This window comes from Desulforamulus aquiferis (assembly GCF_030577015.1).
Taxonomy (GTDB): Bacteria; Bacillota; Desulfotomaculia; order Desulfotomaculales; family Desulfotomaculaceae; genus Desulfotomaculum; species Desulfotomaculum aquiferis.
On record NZ_JARPTC010000007.1, the window covers coordinates 109,144 to 128,103 of the forward strand.

22 protein-coding genes, 2 tRNA genes and 1 riboswitch are annotated in these 18,960 nt (G+C 37.8%); of the genes, 7 read left to right on the forward strand and 17 right to left on the reverse strand.

The genetic code is table 11. The features are described 5' to 3' along the window. Nucleotides 1-19 precede the first annotated feature (19 nt). Complete coding sequence (locus tag P6N53_RS05895; protein WP_304541857.1) at nucleotides 20-694, forward strand: flavodoxin family protein; 675 nt, start codon at nucleotides 20-22, stop codon at nucleotides 692-694. A 91-nt stretch (nucleotides 695-785) separates the two neighbouring features. Here P6N53_RS05895 and P6N53_RS05900 read toward each other — a convergent pair whose 3' ends face one another. The 10 genes from P6N53_RS05900 to P6N53_RS05945 all read right to left on the reverse strand — a co-directional run bounded on the left by P6N53_RS05900 (nucleotide 786) and on the right by P6N53_RS05945 (nucleotide 6,847). After that, nucleotides 786-1,484 carry a hypothetical protein gene (locus P6N53_RS05900; protein ID WP_304541859.1) on the reverse strand — a complete coding sequence of 233 codons (699 nt, stop codon included), beginning with the start codon at nucleotides 1,482-1,484 and terminating at the stop codon, nucleotides 786-788. Between the two features lie 46 nt (nucleotides 1,485-1,530). Next, nucleotides 1,531-1,606: transfer RNA gene (locus P6N53_RS05905), tRNA-Lys, on the reverse strand. Nucleotides 1,607-1,618: 12 nt separating this feature from the next. Further along, nucleotides 1,619-1,714, reverse strand: a tRNA-His gene (locus P6N53_RS05910). A gap of 176 nt (nucleotides 1,715-1,890) precedes the next feature. Beyond that, nucleotides 1,891-2,559: an ATP-binding cassette domain-containing protein gene (locus tag P6N53_RS05915; protein ID WP_304541861.1), complete on the reverse strand. Its 669-nt coding sequence runs from the start codon at nucleotides 2,557-2,559 to the stop codon at nucleotides 1,891-1,893. A 12-nt stretch (nucleotides 2,560-2,571) separates the two neighbouring features. Beyond that, nucleotides 2,572-3,240 (reverse strand): molybdate ABC transporter permease subunit, encoded by a 669-nt coding sequence (gene modB / locus P6N53_RS05920; protein ID WP_304541863.1) that lies wholly within the window; start codon nucleotides 3,238-3,240, stop codon nucleotides 2,572-2,574. A gap of 13 nt (nucleotides 3,241-3,253) precedes the next feature. Then, nucleotides 3,254-4,054 carry a molybdate ABC transporter substrate-binding protein gene (gene modA / locus P6N53_RS05925; RefSeq protein WP_304541865.1) on the reverse strand — a complete coding sequence of 267 codons (801 nt, stop codon included), beginning with the start codon at nucleotides 4,052-4,054 and terminating at the stop codon, nucleotides 3,254-3,256. Nucleotides 4,055-4,519: 465 nt separating this feature from the next. Continuing rightward, nucleotides 4,520-4,603: riboswitch (ZMP/ZTP riboswitch) on the reverse strand. A 46-nt stretch (nucleotides 4,604-4,649) separates the two neighbouring features. Next, entirely contained in the window at nucleotides 4,650-5,090 is a 441-nt protein-coding gene (locus tag P6N53_RS05930; protein ID WP_304541866.1) for a CBS domain-containing protein, read from the reverse strand. Further along, a complete protein-coding gene (locus P6N53_RS05935; protein ID WP_304541868.1) occupies nucleotides 5,078-5,434 on the reverse strand; it encodes a P-II family nitrogen regulator in 357 nt (118 codons plus the stop codon). Before P6N53_RS05935 ends, P6N53_RS05930 begins: the two co-directional genes overlap by 13 nt. Beyond that, nucleotides 5,418-6,158, reverse strand: coding sequence for a DUF1538 domain-containing protein (locus P6N53_RS05940; RefSeq protein WP_304541869.1), 741 nt, complete (start codon nucleotides 6,156-6,158; stop codon nucleotides 5,418-5,420). The genes P6N53_RS05935 and P6N53_RS05940 overlap by 17 nt, the downstream gene beginning before the upstream one ends. Further along, the gene (locus tag P6N53_RS05945) at nucleotides 6,155-6,847 is read right to left on the reverse strand and encodes a DUF1538 domain-containing protein (RefSeq protein ID WP_304541871.1); all 693 of its coding nucleotides are present in this window, start codon (nucleotides 6,845-6,847) and stop codon (nucleotides 6,155-6,157) included. Before P6N53_RS05945 ends, P6N53_RS05940 begins: the two co-directional genes overlap by 4 nt. Before the next feature lie 234 nt (nucleotides 6,848-7,081). Between P6N53_RS05945 and P6N53_RS05950 the strand changes: the two genes are divergently transcribed. Next, entirely contained in the window at nucleotides 7,082-8,137 is a 1,056-nt protein-coding gene (locus P6N53_RS05950) for a mechanosensitive ion channel family protein (protein WP_304541872.1), read from the forward strand. An 87-nt stretch (nucleotides 8,138-8,224) separates the two neighbouring features. Here P6N53_RS05950 and P6N53_RS05955 read toward each other — a convergent pair whose 3' ends face one another. Genes P6N53_RS05955 through tmk form a run of 3 tightly spaced genes read right to left on the reverse strand, consistent with a single transcriptional unit; the run spans nucleotide 8,225 to nucleotide 10,391 of the window. After that, entirely contained in the window at nucleotides 8,225-8,905 is a 681-nt protein-coding gene (locus P6N53_RS05955) for an HD domain-containing protein (protein ID WP_304541873.1), read from the reverse strand. Then, nucleotides 8,898-9,665 (reverse strand): dTMP kinase, encoded by a 768-nt coding sequence (locus P6N53_RS05960; protein ID WP_304541874.1) that lies wholly within the window; start codon nucleotides 9,663-9,665, stop codon nucleotides 8,898-8,900. Before P6N53_RS05960 ends, P6N53_RS05955 begins: the two co-directional genes overlap by 8 nt. 3 nt (nucleotides 9,666-9,668) lie before the next feature. Further along, nucleotides 9,669-10,391 (reverse strand): dTMP kinase, encoded by a 723-nt coding sequence (gene tmk / locus P6N53_RS05965; protein ID WP_304541875.1) that lies wholly within the window; start codon nucleotides 10,389-10,391, stop codon nucleotides 9,669-9,671. Between the two features lie 289 nt (nucleotides 10,392-10,680). On the opposite strand from tmk, the gene P6N53_RS05970 reads away from it, so the two are divergent. The 3 genes from P6N53_RS05970 (at nucleotide 10,681) to P6N53_RS05980 (ending at nucleotide 12,139) form a co-directional block, all read left to right on the forward strand. Then, nucleotides 10,681-11,067 carry a DUF2089 domain-containing protein gene (locus P6N53_RS05970; protein WP_304541876.1) on the forward strand — a complete coding sequence of 129 codons (387 nt, stop codon included), beginning with the start codon at nucleotides 10,681-10,683 and terminating at the stop codon, nucleotides 11,065-11,067. Between the two features lie 31 nt (nucleotides 11,068-11,098). Beyond that, nucleotides 11,099-11,515 (forward strand): SHOCT-like domain-containing protein, encoded by a 417-nt coding sequence (locus P6N53_RS05975; RefSeq protein ID WP_304541877.1) that lies wholly within the window; start codon nucleotides 11,099-11,101, stop codon nucleotides 11,513-11,515. 276 nt (nucleotides 11,516-11,791) lie between these two features. Next, nucleotides 11,792-12,139: a phage holin family protein gene (locus P6N53_RS05980; protein ID WP_304541878.1), complete on the forward strand. Its 348-nt coding sequence runs from the start codon at nucleotides 11,792-11,794 to the stop codon at nucleotides 12,137-12,139. 272 nt (nucleotides 12,140-12,411) lie between these two features. Here P6N53_RS05980 and P6N53_RS05985 read toward each other — a convergent pair whose 3' ends face one another. From P6N53_RS05985 to P6N53_RS05995, 3 genes are read right to left on the reverse strand one after another with little or no spacing between them, the layout of a single operon-like run. Beyond that, on the reverse strand, nucleotides 12,412-13,287 hold the full coding sequence (locus tag P6N53_RS05985; protein ID WP_304541879.1) for an AraC family transcriptional regulator: 876 nt from the start codon (nucleotides 13,285-13,287) through the stop codon (nucleotides 12,412-12,414). 26 nt (nucleotides 13,288-13,313) lie between these two features. After that, nucleotides 13,314-14,084 (reverse strand): D-alanyl-D-alanine dipeptidase, encoded by a 771-nt coding sequence (gene ddpX / locus P6N53_RS05990; protein WP_304541880.1) that lies wholly within the window; start codon nucleotides 14,082-14,084, stop codon nucleotides 13,314-13,316. A gap of 29 nt (nucleotides 14,085-14,113) precedes the next feature. Next, nucleotides 14,114-14,458, reverse strand: coding sequence for a hypothetical protein (locus P6N53_RS05995; RefSeq protein ID WP_304541881.1), 345 nt, complete (start codon nucleotides 14,456-14,458; stop codon nucleotides 14,114-14,116). A 173-nt stretch (nucleotides 14,459-14,631) separates the two neighbouring features. Here P6N53_RS05995 and P6N53_RS06000 point away from each other — a divergent pair, with 173 nt between their 5' ends. Then, nucleotides 14,632-15,762 (forward strand): acyltransferase family protein, encoded by a 1,131-nt coding sequence (locus P6N53_RS06000; RefSeq protein WP_304541882.1) that lies wholly within the window; start codon nucleotides 14,632-14,634, stop codon nucleotides 15,760-15,762. Between the two features lie 241 nt (nucleotides 15,763-16,003). Next, nucleotides 16,004-17,290, forward strand: a complete 1,287-nt coding sequence (locus tag P6N53_RS06005; protein WP_304541883.1) for a UDP-glucose dehydrogenase family protein — start codon at nucleotides 16,004-16,006, stop codon at nucleotides 17,288-17,290. Between the two features lie 240 nt (nucleotides 17,291-17,530). Here the strand turns inward: P6N53_RS06005 and serC are convergent, their stop codons facing one another. Then, complete coding sequence (gene serC, locus P6N53_RS06010; RefSeq protein ID WP_304541884.1) at nucleotides 17,531-18,616, reverse strand: 3-phosphoserine/phosphohydroxythreonine transaminase; 1,086 nt, start codon at nucleotides 18,614-18,616, stop codon at nucleotides 17,531-17,533. Nucleotides 18,617-18,960: the final 344 nt, after the last annotated feature.

The following is an 18,960-nucleotide window of genomic DNA, read 5'->3' on the forward strand; positions in this document are numbered from 1 at the left end:
AAAGGAAGAAAGTATATAAATGAAAATTGTAGTAGTTAATGGTAGTCCCAAAGGAAAATCCAGTAATACGAATGTAATGGTTAGTGCCTTCTTGAAGGGAGCACAAGTAGCAGGGGCAGAAGCCATAAATATATTTTTAACTGAAAAAGAAATAAAGCACTGTAAAGGTTGCCATACTTGTTGGACAAGAGGACCTGGTCAATGTGTAACTAATGATGATATGTTAGGAGTTCTTTCACTTATGGCAGGAGCAAATATTATTGTTTTTGCTACACCTGTATATTTCGGAAATATTTCAGGTATGTTAAAAGTTTTTATGGACAGAATGACAATGATAGGGAATCCGCATTCTCAAAACGCTACAGAAGAAAACAGCCAAGAATTAAAGTCAAAAGAATTTCAAGCTCCAAAATTAATGATGATTTCAAGCTGTGGGTTTCCTGATATAGACGAATTTCAAGTAATTTCACTTTGGATTAAGAGAGTAGCCCAAAAGATGCATATGGAATTAATCGGGGAGATTTACGCTACAAGAGGAAAGTTTCTAACTTCTCCACCAGAGGAATTACAACCTGTAATATCTAATTATCTGCTACTTTTGGAAAGAGCGGGGAAAGAGATTGCTACCGACATGAAACTATCAGAGATGACTGAAAAAAAATTAACAGGAAACTTTTCTGACATCCTACAGTGACATCTACCAAGTAACTAGCCCCTTAATATGAGATAGACACTTTAAAAGTCCATTAAAATTGCTGGTTTTATTTTTGGGGTTACATTATTTGCTAATTAGTTAGAATTTCGTTTATCATAGCTCTCTCATTGATAATTGATAACTGATCACCTGGGGGAAATAATCCTTCAATAATAAATGGTACTTTCAATGATTTTACCTCATTGATTAGATTATACTGCCTGGAGAAGGTAATAGGAACCCGGTAGAATCCGTCTTTATATCCGTTAAGTTGAACCTCAGCAATTCTGTCAGGATATTCAGTTATGATTTGCCTAAGGTAGTTCTCATTCCTGGTTGCTCTATTTACATCTAGCACACACTGATATTCAGATGATTTTAAAATACCTTGAAGCCTGCCCCAACTCCCTATCTTCTCAGAATTCTCTAAGTAAATATTTAAGCCACTATTACCTATCAATGAAAAGTCTGATATACAGTCTACTCTAAAAACAAAGGCATCAATATCCAATTGCTCGTTAAGATACTTTAGACAGTCAATAACAACCTTGGTTTGGTTGTTATTCCCGTAATTTACTCGACACCAGGGAACATTGACAGTTATGTGTTTGAAAGGAGTTAACTGCTGGAAAAGATGACTTGAGGACTTGAAAGATCTTAACATTTTAATGGTGCTTAATCCTATTTCTATTCTTGAAAATTCTAGCTCCTGACTAACAGCTATTTTAGTGGCAGGTTCAATATCCCAAAGGCAATAAGAAGCTGTGGAAATACCTATTCTAGTTTCCACACGTTCTCCCTCCATTCAGGAAATCTCAGAATATGTTAGACAAATATGGTGGGCCATGAGGGAATCGAACCCCCAACCTGACGATTAAGAGTCGCCTGCTCTACCAATTGAGCTAATGACCCTTGAATAAAGTATGGAGGGGAGAAGTCGGAATCGAACCGGACTCCCACCTGGGTCACAGGCAGGCCAGCGGGTTTGCAGTCCGTGGGGGGACCTTCCCCTTACTCCCCAGATCATTTTACCATAACAATAAGTAATATCACAAATAGCTTAAAGTTATAATTTGTCAACAAACTATTCCGTACTGTATTAGTGTTACCCAGGCAAATTTTGCTGCCCATAAAACAAAACCGATAGAGAAACCAACTTTGAGGAGTCAGTGGAAGAGCTCGTTCCCATATATGTATCATGACTGCACAGGGACAAGGTACCTGTCCCCCTGTCCCGTTTGCCCCTTGTCTAGGGCTATAAGACGATCACCTAAATAATTTGCATCTTCCTCATCATGGGTAACTAAAATAAAAGGAATCTGCCACTGGCTGTGTAGTTTTTTTACCTCTTGCCTGAGCAATTCCCTGGTACCCTTATCCAGGGCACTGAAGGGCTCATCTAATAAAAGCAACTTAGGCTGAACTGCCAGAGCCCTGGCCAAGGCCACTCTTTGTTTTTCACCACCGGATAGCTGGCGGGGATAACGGTCGATTAAGTGTCCTACGCCGAAGGAATTTAACAGTTCCACAGGATCAATACTTGCCTTAAAAATCTTCTTGGCTTTTAAACCATACATTACGTTCTGCCTTACGGTCATATGGGGAAACAGGGCATAGTCTTGAAACAGGTAGCCTACATTGCGACTTTGAGGTGACAAATTAATATATTCTTCGGATGAGTATAATACCTGATCCTTTAGCTTGATAAGACCGGAGGAAGGTTTAGCTAACCCGGCCAGGCATTGCAAAACTGTTGTTTTTCCGGCGCCCGAGTGTCCCCATAGCACTAATATTTCATTTTTTACTTGCAATTTAATATTTAAAGTGAAATTACATAGTTTCTTTTGAATTAGAGCATCTAACATAGTTATCACCTGCTAATAATTTTGTCGTTTGGCCCAACGGTTGACCCAAAAAATAACCAGGAAACTGAAGGCAGTAACAATTGCCACTAAGGTTTGGGCAGTGGCATTATCCCCTGCATCCACCGCAAAGAAGATAGCTACAGGTATAGTGGACGTCTGCCCTGGAATGTTACCCGCCACCATTAAAGTGGCCCCAAATTCACCTAAAGCTCTGGCAAAGGATAAAACCACTCCGGCTAATATCCCGGGCCAGGCCAGGGGGAGGGTGACGGTAAAGAAGATCCTTACCTCACTTGCCCCTAAAGTCCTGGCTGCTTTTTCATAGTTCACATCAACACTTTTAAAGGCTGCCTTGGCACTCTGGTACATCAGGGGAAAGGCCACTACGGTTGAAGCTAAAGCCGCTGCCCACCAGGTAAAAATGATGCTTATGCCAAGGTTTGCCAAAGTCTGACCCAATAGGCCATTTTTACCAATGAGCATCAGCAAGCCATAGCCAATTACCGAGGGAGGCAATACCATTGGCAGGGTAATGGCAGATTCCAGAAAATCTTTGCCCGGGAACTCTCTGCGGGCCATTAGCCTTGCCAATGGTAATCCCAAAATGATTACGGCAATGACAGCAATAACTGCTGTACGCAGCGATAATAATACAGGTGACCAGTCTGCCAGTAAGAACATAGCTTATACCCCATTAATTTTTAATTGCTTTAAAACCATATTTCTCGAAAACCTTAGCTGCCTCTTCCCCTAAAAGAAATGCGACAAAATCTTCTACTGCCCGCTGTTGCTTCGTATCTTTTAATATTGCCATGGGATAAACAATAGGTTTATGGGAATCAGCCGGTGCGGCAGTTACCACTTTAATATCCTTACCCATCACGGCATCGGAGCTATATACCATCCCCGCAGCGACATTACCGGTCTCCACATAGGTAAGAACCTGACGTACATCCTTGGCCAGAACAAGTTTTGGCTGTAGCTTATCCCATAAATTCATGGAGGTTAAAGCATCTTTTGCATATTGACCAGCAGGGACAGACTCAGGAGTGCCGATACTGATCTTATCCACCTCTGGCTTGGACAGTTCTTCAAAACCTGCAATTTGACTATCCTTTTTAGTTATTAATACCAAATCATTCCCTAGTAAATCTTTACGTGATTCTTTAACTATCAGGCCCTTTTCATCCAGTGCATCCATTTGTTTCGTACCAGCTGAGATAAAGAGATCCGCCGGTGCACCTTCCTCAATCTGCTTTTGCAGTGTGCCGGAAGCCCCGAAATTATATGTAATATTGACATTCTGATGTTCATTGGCATAAAGCCCCTTTAATTCTTCGGCTGCATCCTTAAGACTGGCGGCTGCTGAGATTGTCAGATTAATAGGCTCTGCTTTAGGTTGTGTAGGAGCATCTTGTCCTTTGGCATCCCCGCAGCCTGTCCAGACTGTAAACATCAACACAGACATTATTAACAAGGTGATAATTTTTTTCATTTTAATACCTCCTCTTTTCAAACAATTTTTTGCAACTAAGTAATATCTCACAGACTTTTATATCTCCCCCTCACTTATTTGATGTAATTCTAATGAGACCTAGATTCTGACAGTTCATTTCTGCTCAAAAATGCCCTAGCATATAATGAATTATGTCTAGGGCATCATTGCAACTAGTTATTTAATTTTGTATACAAAAATCAACACCACGTAACAAAACATTATTAATACAATATAAAAATGTACATAACGTGATGAAACGTATTATGTTAGTAATAGTAAGTTATGTTCTACTACTTGTCAATAGAGCCAAAGATAAAAAATCCTGGAAGTACTTTCTTTAACACAAAGGAGGTTTTAGCAAAACTTAAAATAGCTAATAAAAATTCGAAGATATATTTTTTCACAATTACACTCTCCTCAAGCAAAAAGAAAAACCACCTGGGAAATATCACAGATAAACTGAGTTATTACCCAAGAGGTCGACTTATTAACAGTTACAATCCTTTGTGGTATACTCCACATGCTCCGCCAGTCATGTAAATGCTATAATATACACTAGCAATATAAATTTGATTTAAAGTTATTTCTCTTCTTAAATATATTTAAGCATTTCAAAAGCATTTAAGTCACCTATTAATTTATTTTGTTCATCAACAACAGGTAACTCATTTAATCTTTGCAATACCATTATTTTTAAAGCATCTTCTAATGGTGTATTTGTTTTTACGAATACTGGAGATTTCATAATATCACCTGCTGTACCAAAGGGGGAGTACTTAAAAAGCTTTTGAGAGGTTTTAACTTTTTCATGTGGATTGTAACCAAGACTTATAACGAGCCCTTCTAAAACATCCTGTAGAGTTATAATTCCCTCTAAAACCCCATCATCAGACGTAACGTATACAGCTCTTGTAAAGGGGGAGCCGTTCAACATTGTTTCTAATATTTCTTGTTTAGATGCCTTAATATTGACACATTTAGGAAGGGTTGTGATTAAGCAGTGAACCGCCCCAACCGTAATCATTCCTGACATACCTTCCCATCTAAGAAAGGCTCCACTAAACAGACAATCCCCACTACCTTCTCTACATCAAGCACAAAACCAATTCCCGTTCCAGGCTTATTGAGATTACCAGCTTCAACAATGGCTTGTAAAACAGTATCAACCTTATCCCTATGGATTAGGGTTAGAATAATTTCCTTTTCCGGCTCAATTGGTATACCTAGAATTTTCTTTTGTTCATGGATACCGACCCCACGACCATTAATAATGGTACCACCCCTTGCCCCAGCTTTTTTGGCAGCATCAATAATTTTTTCGGATCTGCCCTTTTTTATAATTGTAATAATCAATTTGTGGTCATGACTCATATTCATTATCTAAATCCCTCCCACCATAAATTATTCCCAAAACTAAAACCGAAAGTATTGGGGCAAGTGCTACTAATGAAATCATACCGAAACCTTCTATCATAGGGTTCCTACCTTCTGTTCCTGCCGCTACTCCTACTGCCATTGCCATAATAAAGGTTACCGTCATAGGACCTGTAGCAACCCCCCCTGAATCAAAGGCCACTGCGACAAAAGTCTGGGAGGAGTATCTAATAAGGGCTAATGCTAAGAGATAACCTGGAAATAGAATATATAACAAAGGAATTCCGTACACAACCCTTGCCATGGCCACTCCTACAGATATTGCTACTCCAATGGAAATTGTTAGCAGCATTACCCTCTGTGGAACATAGCCACCAGATACTTTTTCTACTTCGTAATTAAGAATGCGAACTGCTGGCTCGGCAATAGTGGCTACAAAACCAAGAATTATTCCCACAGGTATCGCAAGCCAGTTATTGTCAAGCTTGCCCAATTGCTCACCCATTGACCCGCCTGCTGGGAAAAAACCTATGTGTACTCCCTGAAGAAATAGGGACAGGCCGATAAAAGCCAAGCCCATTCCGCTGGTAATCTGGATAACTTTTTCTTTGGGTAGTTGCAAGAAGAAAAACTGGAAGACTAAAAATATTATAAATAGAGGAAGAAGTGCTGCAGCCACCTCTACCAAAACGTGATCAAAGCCTTTAAATATAATAAGCCCACTCATGCATAAATCACCCCCAATATCATTACAGCCATAACAGGTCCGATAGAAGCTAGTGCCACATATCCAAAACTATCACTCATGGTGCTTTTTCCACCTAATACAGAGGTCAAGCCAACACCAAGGGCTAGAATAAAGGGTACGGTCATTGGGCCTGTAGTAACACCCCCAGAATCAAAGGAAATGGGCACAAAATGTGGCGGCACATACAAGGAAAGTGCAAAAACCAGGAGATAACCGCCCACGAGAATATAGCTAATAGGTATACCCAGTAGCAGCCTCGCCACAGCTATTGCCATAAATATGGCAACACCAATAGCAACAAAGGTAATTAGTATATTCTTTGATACCTCACCTGCTGAAACAATATCAATCTGGGCTGCTAAAACCCTTACATCAGGCTCAGCAACAGTCACGGCAATACCAAGGAAAAAGGTAAAGAGTATTATTAATACAAATGAACCACGCTGGGGCAGTTCCGAACCGATTATTTCCCCTAGGGGCAACAAGCCAACCTTTACTCCCAGAAGAAATAACCCGAGACCAATACTAACCATCAAAACTCCGATCAAAAATTGAGCTATCATTAACCCTGGTTCTTCAAAAAGAATTAGTTGAAATATTACTACCAGGACGGCAATAGGTAGTATTGCCTGGAGGATTTCCTTTGCAATATCTTTTATTTCTTCCATTTTACCCTCCCCTATCTTAAAAATATTTGAATAAATATAGGTTACCCTATAATTCTATCATAAGCCCGTCAGTCCCTACAACTTAATAATTCCTAAGAGTTGCCTCCTATACACAGAAATTTAAAATACACCCAAACACACAACTTGTATTTAATATTGGTTTGTCTGTTTGGGTAGATATGTGTTAGAATTATAACCTAATAGTGACTTATTAGGAATTAAAAGGAGTATTGCATGTTTCAAGGAGTAATTTTGCCTTATGAAACCATAGAAAATATAGGAATCTCAATTGCCATTCTGCTTATTTTCCTGATATTTAGAAAGCTCTTCACCAAGTATGTTTTCCAGCTTTTCTTAAAGATCAGTAAAAGAACACCAACCGAATTCTTTACTCATCTATGTCTTTCATTTGAAAATCCTGTAAGATGGTTATTTTTAATTTTAGGTATATATGTCTCAATAGGTTATTTTCCTTATATTGAGCAATCAAATCATATATTTCAAAAATTAATCAGATCTTCTATAATCATAATTATTGCTTGGGGCTTATACAACCTCTCTTCCGTTTCCTCACTTCTATTTACCAAGATTAATGAACGGACAAACTTAGAGGTTGACAAAATATTAATTCCTTTTATTTCAAAAGCTATCCGCTTTGTAATAGTTGCGATCAGCTTTAGCATTATAGCTCAAGAATTTGATTATGATGTGAACGGATTTGTAGCAGGACTTGGTTTGGGGGGGCTTGCCTTTGCTTTGGCAGCAAAGGACTCAATTGGCAATTTATTTGGCGGGATAGTTATTATTACTGAAAAACCATTCTCCATTGGTGATTGGATTTCAACCCCCAGTGTTGAAGGAACTGTTGAGGATATTACATTTCGCAGTACTAGAATAAGAACCTTTTCCCAGGCATTGGTAACAGTGCCAAATGCAACCTTAGCTAACGAAAATATAACCAACTGGAGTAGAATGGGGAAAAGACGCATTACTTTCAATTTAGGAGTTAACTATGATACACCTAAAACTAAGCTAGAAAATACTATCAATAAGATAAAGGATTTCTTAAAAAATCACCCCCACATTCATCAGGATACAATCTTTGTAACCTTTGATCATTTTAATGAGAATAGCTTAGATATTTTCCTGTATTTCTTTACCAATACGACCGTTTGGGAAGACTATCTCAAAATAAAAGAGGATATTAACTTTAGTATTATGCAAATTTTAGAAAACGAAGGAGTATCCATTGCTTTTCCAAGTAGGACTTTGTATCTTAAACACGAGTAGGGACAAGGGGACAGGTACCTTGTCCCTACTTCCTATCTACTATATCCACAACACTTTCTGTTATTCCGGTTATTCTAATATTTGCTATCAGTTTTCAGTAGCGGGACAAAGCACCTGTCCCCTTGTCCCTTCCGCACATTGGACTTTATCATCTGGTGCATCCTCGTGGGCTTCTGGAATAATGTTAGTTTCCTCTGAGTAGTTAACAAAAACTGCCTTATAACCAAAGACCTTTTTAAAGAAGTCACTTTTCTTTTTTAATTGTTCTTTAAGGCTTTGTACATCAACACCCTCTATCTCAAATATACACTCTGAATTATTTATGACTACCCGCATAACACTGGCATTTCCCCTGTGAAAATAATCTAAAGCATCAGCAATTCTCAATATAGCAATAAGGTAGGATAATATCATTTTCCTTGGGCGTTGCAAACCACTTTCTTCAATTTTTACAGATTTACGATGATTTTGTACCAGCAAGGATAGAATAAACCGTTCCTGTTCAGGGTATTTTTCAAAAGTTACATCGTAATTGATCAGATAGGCAGAATGTTTGTGATGCTTCTTAATAGAAATATACTGACCGATGTCATGAAGCAATGCTCCGTGACGAAGTAATGTCAGTTCCGCTTCTCCCATTCCATGTATCTCCTTGAGCAGGTCAAAAATTGAAATAGCTAATCTTTCAACATTTCTCGCATGAAACTGATCATATTGGTATTTCTCACCTAGGGATAAAACCATTTCTAAATGGAGTGCATTATCCACTTGCCAACCGCCTCCCCTCTTCCTCCTGCTCCTCGCTAATAATATCTGTTACAACGGATACTATCTTACCATCATCGAAGTATCTCTCAATATCTCTTCTAATTTTTTTCTGGATTGTTTCTGGGGCTTCATGACCGTCAAGAATAATAAAGCTAAACTCTTCAGCCATTTTGTCAAATTGGTGAGCTAATAAGCTCTGATATATTTGAAAACTCTCAAAAATATCTCCTGATAGGCAGATATCCATACCAGCTTCCCAATAATCCAATGTTCCATATTTTTCAAAGGATCGGTACAACAATACTTGAGGATCTACTTGCATATAAAAAATCATATCTGGTACTGGTGCAAAACCAAATAGTTTTCTAAGCCAATCCTTTGATGCACCACGCACCATATCTCTGGCCATTAGTGTAAATATATAGCGATCAGCCAGAACTACAAAGCCTGCAGCAAGGGCAGGTAGAATTTTGTTCTCTAGTTGATCGGCGAAATCGGTTGCGTACAATAGGCTCAAGGTTGTCTTGCCAAGGGTATTTCCCTTTTTGGCCTCGTCTATTGCACTACCCACTAAATTTGATCTCCTGAGTCCAGTGTCTAATACTGCATGTCCCTGCCCCTCCAGCCAACTGCGCAAGGAACTTATTTGGCTTGACCTGCCCGAACAATCAGCACCTTCTATTACAATAAGAGTGCCTGGGTATTGATTAATCTTTAAATAAGGTAACCCTTGACCATAGAAAAATAATTTGCGATTCATATTTTATTCTCCCTGCATATTACAACTAAGGTATTTGCCATAGGTTGGTGGGTGAAAATCTCTTAAAATTTGCCTGCTTACAATTTCTCTCATTTCCTTTTGCTGTTGCTCTATGCTTCGGGTAGCATCCATCACCACCAGTTTCTCAGATTCTACCATGCTGTCATACTGACTTTTAATTATCCCCTGGAATAGTTTAAAACTCTCTACCGGGTCATGACTTAAACCTAAATCCATACCTGCTTCGTGATACTTTAATTCACTCCTACCCGAAAGTATTCTGTCAATTGATACTTTTAACGGTGCCTGGAAGTAAAAGGCCACATCGGGTCTAAGAGCGAAACTATAGACATTCCGCACCCATTTAGGATCACAACCTCTTGCTATATCGCGGGCGAAGGCAGTATATATATACCTGTCTGCTAGAACTAGGTAGCCTGCTCGTAAGTGAGGTAATATAAACTTTTCATACCTGTCTGCAAAATCACTGGCATGGATTAGACTGAAGGTTGTTGGGGTTAACAAATTCTGCTTCTTGGCCTTCTTGGTAGATTTTTTAACTAGTTCTGATGAGTTCCATTCAGTGAAAAAAACAGGGTAATTCTGTTGTTCAAGCCAACGCTTGAGTAAATATAATTGTGTGCTTTTTCCCGAACCATCACAACCCTCTACAATGATCAGTCTGCCATTAAACCCGGCCATTGCTTGATTACAAGCCTTTAACATCTTTTCCTCCTATTAGTCTACAGTAAGAATGCCTATGCTTTGACAAATTGTATCATTTTATTCGTTAGCTATTGTTAAGAGAGAGTAAAAATTTGAAAAATTTTCAAAAATATTTTATTACATAATGATTGTCTTTAGTATTCAGAAAATCCAACGGCATAGCTTATTTATTTTATGTCTTTAATTAATATGTTGAATATATTAATTATCGTTAATGATATAATTAATATATTTAATTTCAATATTGATTATTATTCATAAACCTGTTATATTAATAATCGAGGTGATCATGATTAACAATAAAATATTAAATCGTTGTCCTATCTGTGAACATGAAATGATCGTCACTAATTTGGCTTGCAACAATTGCCGCACCAAAATTGAAGGTGAGTTTTTACCATCTAAGTTTTGCCGCTTACCACAAGAACAGCTAGAATTCATTGAGGTCTTTCTAAAGTGCAGGGGCAGTATTAAAGATGTTGAGAAGGAATTAGGTATTTCTTACCCTACTGTCCGAAACCGTCTGGATAGTGTTTTACAAAGCCTTGGTTTTGGAACTGATAGAACCGAAAACATCCCAGAGTCACCTGTCCGCCAAAACATTCTAGACGCCCTGGAAAAAGGTGAAATAAGCCCCGAAGAAGCTGCCCGACAATTAAGGAAAGCAAAAAAGTAATAATAAATATTTATTAGGATGGTGTATACCTATGGATAATGAGAAAATTAAAATCCTGGAAATGATCCAAAATGGTACCATTACTGCCGCCGAAGGCTTAGAATTATTGAAGGCAATGGAAGATCATGATAATAAGTCTGTTGATGCTTCAAATATAAATGGACGTTTTATAAGAATTCGTGTTTCCAGCGGCGAACATACTAAAGTAAACGTTAATGTTCCCTTAACCTTACTAAAAGTAGCCACAAAATTAGCGGATGTCGGATTAAAGCTAATACCAGTGGAAGCTCGCCAAGAAATTGAGCAAAAAGGAATTAATCTGGGGGAGATTAATTTTGAAGAAATTGTGCAATTAATTGATGCCGGCTTGGTGGATGGCAAACTGGTGGATGTAGATACAGATGACCCTAAAGAAGGACGCACAAAGGTAGAAATATATGTGGAATAAGCACAAAAGTCACTTTATCATACTAAAAATTCATCATGGAACCTGGAGTTTTAGCTTCCCTATCCCTTTGTTTATATTTGATGATTTACTTAGGTCTTTATTAGATTTAGTGGTTGTTGGAGAATGCTTTACTACCCGCCTGAAGCTACCAAGAATAGCAATTAATACACTTTTACAATTTCTAGCCGAATTACGTCAACTGGGCAGGTGGCAAATGGCAGATATAACGATATGCAAAGATCAAGTTAGTGTTTCATTTTATTAATGGGTGAAATTATGAAAAACCTATTTATCATAACCTTGACCAATTCCTTAGGATTTTATATTGCAAGTACACTTTTCCCTGCAATATCACTATCCTCAATTATAGCAGCCCTTTGGGCGGGTTTTCTCCTAGCTATAATATCATTATTTTTAAAGCCATTACTACTTCTTATTTCACTACCTATTAACTGTATTACTTTTGGCTTCTTTACGTTAGTAATTAATACCTGGCTTATACAGTTATCAGCTTACCTTACAGAAGGCCTAAGTATTCCTACCTTTAAATTCGCACTAATACCAGCTATTATTATATATTTACTAAACCGGGTCCGGCTTACAATAATTCAAAACAAGACGTAGCCGGGACAAGGGGACAGGTCCCTTGTCCCGGAAATCCAATCCACTATATCCACAGCACTTTCCGGTATGCCGGTTATTCTGGATATTTGACTTATAGTTGCCCCTTCAATCCTTTCTACTAATTCGATAATCTGATTACTTTATTCTACTTCAATTAATTCCCAATTCACTAATATTCCACTAACTTTTGTCTTGATTCGCCCGCCATCACGATTATCTCAAAGCAAGCAATTAGCTCTCTGTTGCGGGACAAGGTACCTGTCCCCTTGTCCCTACCTTGTCCCTCTAACTGGTACCCATATCTCACTTCTAAATGTTTTAGATGTTATATCATGGTTCTCATTCCATAATATTTCAGGGCCCTCAACACATTCATACCCGGATGATGGAAACCATTCAGAATAGATACGACCCCAAACATCCTGAAGGGTATTAGGAAAGGGTCCAACTGCTTCAAATACTGCCCAGGTTGAAGGCTGAACATCAAGTTGTGTTAAATTAGCCGGACACTCCCCTGTTGTTGCCACCCCTATATAATAATCAAGCTCCCCTTTTTCCTCCATACGTCCTTCAGAGAAATTTGTGGACGCACTAATAAGTCCAATAGGTACCACATCAGAAAGATTTTTAAGAGTGCTTATCATCTCTTCATTTAAACTTTCCCACATGGCAGCAATCTCCGGATTTACTCCATTAAAAATAATTTTTACCCTTTTCTTAATGCCAACTATATGAAATGCCCCTTTTTCTTCAATCCGATAATTCAATTCATTTCCTCCCTTTATTGATAATTGAAAGGTCAGCCGCGGATATGCTTTTAGTGGGTATCCATTGTTCCTGGCTGCCGTCGGCGTTACTCCATGCAGGCTTTGAAAAGCCCTTGTAAAGGAGTCTGGGGAATTGTAACCATATTTAACTGCAACGTCAATTACTTTTATGCTGTTGTTTTTCAGTTCAAAGGCTGCCTGTGTTAGTCTCCTCCGACGTATATACTCTGAAAGAGTAACACCCGCCAGGAAAGAAAACATCCTTTTAAAATGATATTCGGAGCAGCAGGCCAGTTTGGCTACCTCTTTTAAGTTGATTTCATTAGTAAGGTTTTCTTCAATATAGGTAAGTGCGCTATTCATCTCTCTGAGCAAATCCATCCGCATAACCTCCTCTCATCAATAGATTAACAGAAAGTGAATCTACCTACCCGACATCTCGTGCACAGATATGTAGGGTAGGTAATACTTTGTAACTCTGATAAAAGACCGCTCGGCCTTGGATCCATAAAGTCCTCAAATGGTATATCCAAAAGAGGATATTGCTTAGCCTTTGTATCATCAAAATGCCACCACTCATTACCAATCCTTTTAAACCCGTGTTTTATCATAACCCTGCCGAGAAGTTCACGGTTATTAATAAGTTCCCTTGTTGTATTGTAGTAATCAATTCTGGATTTTTTGCTAAACTCATCAAACATAGACGGCATCGGCAATTCATCACCCTTTTCATCCACCAAAGTTATATCCACAGCAGCCCCCCTGTTATGATTGGAACCTTTTTCAGGATCCGCCAAAAAGGACTTATTTTCTGCAGCATCATAAAGTATCCTTTGGGCGGAATAGGGTCTATAGGCATCGTATATTTTTATTCTGTAGCCAAGCTGTTTAAATTCCTTGTGAGCAGATATCAGCTTTTGTGCTGTATTTCTATGGATTAAGCAGATGTCTTGACTATAAATTTTCTTGCCTGTGAAATTATCCGTGGTTGCATATTTTAAGTCAATGATAAATGAATCATCCAACTCCTTGATTTTCACCAGGGCAGGTTCCTTCTGTTGACCAATTACGGGAAAAGGTTTGAGCGAGGGTGTATTATTAAATATCCCAAAGGTATCGGGCGAATAGCCAACTATGAAAAATACAAGGGCAACAAGAAACGTGAATTTAGCCTTCATTGTGTTCTCCTTAGGAAAGTAGTTGCCCTTTATTGTGCCAGTAAAAGCTCAATAGCATGTAAACCTTGTTTTAGTACACCTAAACCAAAATATACTGCAATAATTAAATGCGGTGTTAATAGCAGTCCGGCTGCCCATCTTAACTTGTGACTAACAAAATAAATAGCAACAATATGAAGCAATGGTAAAGTAAAACCAAGTAGTTTAAATATAAAAAATGGCAAACCCGTTAAGTACCAGGCAAAACCGATACTTAATAAGGAACCAACAACTAAAAAACTGAGGCGAAAACTGATAATTCCACAAATTGAAATCAATAGCGATCCAAGAATTGTAGGCCAACTAATAAATATTTGGGCTAAAAGTTGAGTCATATTTCGGGTCCTCTCCTATTCTCTAACAGAAGCAATCCCCGTCAGGAGATCCCTCCGGCCATAATATCATTGTATTAATTGAAAAACATTGGTGTTAAATAAAAATCATTCGACATTTTTTTCTAAAGGAAATCATTTAAATATATATAATTGACTGAAAAAGAGGTGTTGTTATGATTGATAATCGGGATATTAGTTTGATACGCCATGAGAATAAATTTCTTCTAAACCTACAGATCTTTAGAGGCCTAGCAGCCGTTATGGTGCTAGTTTGCCATGCCAACCTAATAGTTGACAAGGATTTGTTTAATGGCCTTCTAGTAGTGGGGCGATGCGGGGTAGACTTCTTTTTTGTGCTAAGTGGATTTATAATATACTACGCAAATTATTCTATTATCGGAAATCCAGCACAATTTAATAAATACATTAGAAGAAGGTTTAATCGGATCTACCCAATTTACTGGGTATACACCCTAATGACAATTGCCGTACATTTTGTTTTACTGCACTTCACCGGGAAGGGCTTGATCTATTGGATAAGTATAAATTTAGATAATATCTTAAGAACTTTCTCATTATATCCTGTTAACACTGCTATCTTGGAAGCACCTATCATCCCGGTGGCCTGGACCCTTACTTATGAGATTCTTTTTTATTTTATGTTCAGTTTACTAATACTTCTAAAACCCAAACTAGCAATACCCATATTAAGTATTTGGGCCGCTGCCGTTACATTAAATTTATTTTTACCTTTAAATTCAGATATATTGCTTATAGATGTCATCCTAGGAATTAAAAACATGGAGTTTTTTATGGGTTGCCTTGCAGCTCACCTTTTTATAAGACAGTATTTCAAGCTGCCTAGATATTTACTTAGATTAAGCATAACCTTAGGAGTTATATTATTTGTTATATCTTGTTGGTACAATGTCGCAACCGGGTATATTCTTGACTATATGCATAAAACTCATATAATCACATTTGGTGTTCCATTTTTTATCATTATTTTATTTACCACTATGCTTGAAGAACAATTTCCCTCGCCCACAGGTAAAATTAAAGGATTATTATTATATCTTGGCAATGCATCTTACTCAATTTATTTAACTCATTTTGTAATATTAGCACTAATGAACATTACGTTACTTAAATTGTATGGTTTAGATTCACTTGCAATTTTCATAATTTCATCCCTATCATCACTAATTATCGGGTGCTTATCCTATAGTTTTATTGAAAAGCCCTTACTTGCTTGGCTTAATAAGAATACCATTAAAGTAAAACCAATCTCTATTTCCAATTAGAACTCGCGATAAAAACCTGGAAAGGATGAGTGGGACAAGGGGACAGGAACCTTGTCCCACTAAATCCTGTTCAAACATTTTGTGTTATGCCCGGCTAGATTTGTCATGATTTTTCCTTTTAACGTTTTTGTTAATATTAATAACTAGCCAACGAAAAATTAAAGTGATGTAGACGGTATCTTAATACCTCACCTTTAAACTTTAGTAAGGGCTTTAAAAGGAAGTAGGAAGGTGTGGTTTCGTGAAGAGGATTGCTGTCATAGGTGCCGGATATGTGGGGTTAGTTGCAGCCTGTTGTTTGGCCAAATCTAAATTCGAGGTTATTTGTATTGAACGTGATCAGGATAAAATTAACCAACTAGTCAAGGGTATTATTCCCTTTTATGAAGAAGGTTTACAGGAACTCTTGGTAGCGGGTTTAGAAAGTGAAAGATTAAAATTTTCCCAAAACTTTGCGGATTGTAAGGGACTAGAAGTGCTCATGGTGGCGGTGGGAACGCCGTCTCAGGTGGATGGTAGAGTTGATCTTTCGCAGATTTATCAAGTAATGAGGGACATCAAGCATTATGACTTAAGGCCAAAGGTTTTAGTAATGAAAAGCACGGTACCTCCTGGCCTAGGAGAACAACTTAAAAAAAGATTTTTAGCTAATTCTGAGTGCGAAACAGCCTATGTTTCTAATCCGGAATTTTTAAGAGAAGGTCAGGCTATTAAAGACTGGTATTTTCCTGATCGTATTGTTTTAGGGGGAGATTTCCCAAAGGCCCTGGAACTAGTAGAAAGTTTATTTATAAATATTTCTGCACCAGTGGTAAAAATGGATGTTACAAGCGCAGAAATGGTAAAATATGCCTCAAATGCTTTCTTAGCTACCAAGATTTCTTTTATCAATGAGATAGGTAATTTATGTGAACTTGTGGGTGCTGATATTACTCCTGTGGCCCAAGCAGTGGGAATGGATAGACGTATAGGGGATCAGTTTCTAAAAGCAGGTTTAGGTTACGGTGGTTCCTGTTTTCCCAAGGACACTAGGGGCTTAGATTTCCTATCAACCTTAAAGGGCCATACCTTTAATTTGCTTAAAGCGGTAATTGAAGTAAATACCCGGCAGCGTATTCTAGCTGTTCGAAAATTATGCAATTCTTTAGGCTCCTTACATGGCAAAAAAATAGGTGTTTTAGGACTCACCTTCAAGCCTGATACCGATGATATAAGGGAATCTCCTGCGTTAGAGATAATCAAATTTCTTTTAGATGAAGGGGCTCAGGTAACTGCCTATGACCCTATGGCGAATATTAGCAAACTTAATTCTATGGATTTTAATCTATGTCTTAATGCCATGTCTGCTGCTTCAGGTTGCCACGCTCTTGTTTTAGCCACTGAATGGCCGGAATTCATTAACCTTGATTGGGGTGCAGTTCAGAAAGAAATGAGGGAACCATTTTTAATTTTAGATGGGCGAAATTCTTTAAATGCACAAAACATGTCTGTGTTAGGTTTCCAATATGTAGGTATGGGTAAGCTATAAAAGAGTTCTGACATAAAAGGGGATTGAAACTTTAAAATAAGTTTCAATCCCCTTTTATGTACGCAGAAATCTTTGTGTAGACTTACGATCCCGGTAGTCTGCGATTAGACTATTAAAGACTGTATTTGTTCTTTTATTACCCCTCTAGTCCTTGGCAAAAATTGTGTTAACAATTATTTCGAAAAATTAAAGGAGTGCCAAACATAATTTTTATGTTGGAACTCCTCAATACCACTTAGTTTATTTTAGATTTTTCGCTTCAAATTCCCTCATTAAAGCAACTAACTTTTCAACACCTTCTATGGGCATGGCATTATAAATAGATGCACGCATACCTCCAACCGTTCTATGACCTTTTAAGTTCATAAATCCAGCAGCTGTGGCTTCTGTAACAAATTGGGCATCCAGATCTGCGTCGCCAGTTATAAACGGAACATTCATAAAGGAACGGTCTTCCTTGACAACCGTACCTTTGAATAACTGACTCTGATCCAGGAAATCATAAATAATTTTTGCTTTCTTCTCGTTGTATTCTTTTATTGCTGTAAGGCCACCAATTTTTTTCAGCCACTTGAAAACCTTCCCGCAAATATAAATACCATATGCTGGAGGAGTATTATATAAAGATTTTGCATCTGCATGAGTCTTATACCGCATCATTGTTGGTGTTCCTGGAAGTACATCTTCTGTGATTAAATCTTCTCTAATAATTACAATTACTACTCCTGCAGGTCCTACATTTTTCTGAACCCCTGCATAAAGAATACCATATTTAGTTACATCTACTGGTTCAGATAAGATGCATGAGGAAGCATCAGATACTAATATTTTCCCCTTTGTATTAGGGAGATTTTTAAATTTAGTTCCATAGATAGTATTATTCTCACATATATAAACATAGTCCGCATTCTCTGAAATCGGAAGGTCAGAGCAATCAGGTATATAGGAAAAGGTTTTATCCTCACTTGATGCAATTTTATTTACCTTTCCGTATTTCTGGGCTTCTTGATAAGCTTTTTTGGCCCATTGTCCAGTAACTATATAGTCTGCAACACCGTTTTTCATCAGGTTCATCGGAATCATTGAGAACTGAAGACTCGCACCACCCTGAAGAAACAACACTCTGTAGTTGTCGGGAATATTCATTAAATCCCTTAAATCCTGCTCTGCATTAGTAATGATCTCCTCAAAGGGCTTAGAACGATGGCTCATCTCCATAACAGACATTCCTGTGCCATTATAATTTAGCATTTCATTTGCAGCTTCCTTTAAAACTTCTTCAGGCAATACTGCGGGACCTGCTGAAAAATTATACACCCGTGACATCCTTCATCCTCCTAATTATAACCTTGTTTTTCCATTACTTCGTTTATCGTTCTACCTGGTTAATTGTGTACAGTAGTGCAATTTATAGTAATAATTCTAGATTATATTGGAATATGCATGCAAATTCAATGTTATTTCCAAAAAATCTTTGGACTATATTACAACCATTGCTAGGGTTTTAAAGGAATTATATTAATTAGAAACCTTTAAGTACATTAAGTGCATTTATTGCAGGTGGAAAACCTGCCTATGGAACAGTGTGAATGATTACTTCTTCAATTTCCTATCTTGTTGATCCAAAATTCTTGTTGATCCAAAATTTAGACCCGAATGATATGTACACA

Coding starts and splice junctions, on each gene's coding strand:
- P6N53_RS05895 (WP_304541857.1), top strand. CDS start 20: ATGAAAATTGTAGTAGTTAATGGTAGTCCCAAAGGAAAATCCAGTAAT.
- modB (WP_304541863.1), bottom strand. CDS start 3,240: ATGTTCTTACTGGCAGACTGGTCACCTGTATTATTATCGCTGCGTACA.
- P6N53_RS05915 (WP_304541861.1), bottom strand. CDS start 2,559: ATGTTAGATGCTCTAATTCAAAAGAAACTATGTAATTTCACTTTAAAT.
- P6N53_RS05985 (WP_304541879.1), bottom strand. CDS start 13,287: ATGGATTTGCTCAGAGAGATGAATAGCGCACTTACCTATATTGAAGAA.
- tmk (WP_304541875.1), bottom strand. CDS start 10,391: ATGTTAAAGGCTTGTAATCAAGCAATGGCCGGGTTTAATGGCAGACTG.
- modA (WP_304541865.1), bottom strand. CDS start 4,054: ATGAAAAAAATTATCACCTTGTTAATAATGTCTGTGTTGATGTTTACA.
- ddpX (WP_304541880.1), bottom strand. CDS start 14,084: ATGAAGGCTAAATTCACGTTTCTTGTTGCCCTTGTATTTTTCATAGTT.
- P6N53_RS05975 (WP_304541877.1), top strand. CDS start 11,099: ATGGATAATGAGAAAATTAAAATCCTGGAAATGATCCAAAATGGTACC.
- P6N53_RS05950 (WP_304541872.1), top strand. CDS start 7,082: ATGTTTCAAGGAGTAATTTTGCCTTATGAAACCATAGAAAATATAGGA.
- P6N53_RS06000 (WP_304541882.1), top strand. CDS start 14,632: ATGATTGATAATCGGGATATTAGTTTGATACGCCATGAGAATAAATTT.
- serC (WP_304541884.1), bottom strand. CDS start 18,616: ATGTCACGGGTGTATAATTTTTCAGCAGGTCCCGCAGTATTGCCTGAA.
- P6N53_RS05970 (WP_304541876.1), top strand. CDS start 10,681: ATGATTAACAATAAAATATTAAATCGTTGTCCTATCTGTGAACATGAA.
- P6N53_RS05935 (WP_304541868.1), bottom strand. CDS start 5,434: ATGAATATGAGTCATGACCACAAATTGATTATTACAATTATAAAAAAG.
- P6N53_RS05960 (WP_304541874.1), bottom strand. CDS start 9,665: ATGAATCGCAAATTATTTTTCTATGGTCAAGGGTTACCTTATTTAAAG.
- P6N53_RS05930 (WP_304541866.1), bottom strand. CDS start 5,090: ATGTCAGGAATGATTACGGTTGGGGCGGTTCACTGCTTAATCACAACC.
- P6N53_RS05940 (WP_304541869.1), bottom strand. CDS start 6,158: ATGAGTGGGCTTATTATATTTAAAGGCTTTGATCACGTTTTGGTAGAG.
- P6N53_RS05980 (WP_304541878.1), top strand. CDS start 11,792: ATGAAAAACCTATTTATCATAACCTTGACCAATTCCTTAGGATTTTAT.
- P6N53_RS05995 (WP_304541881.1), bottom strand. CDS start 14,458: ATGACTCAACTTTTAGCCCAAATATTTATTAGTTGGCCTACAATTCTT.
- P6N53_RS05945 (WP_304541871.1), bottom strand. CDS start 6,847: ATGGAAGAAATAAAAGATATTGCAAAGGAAATCCTCCAGGCAATACTA.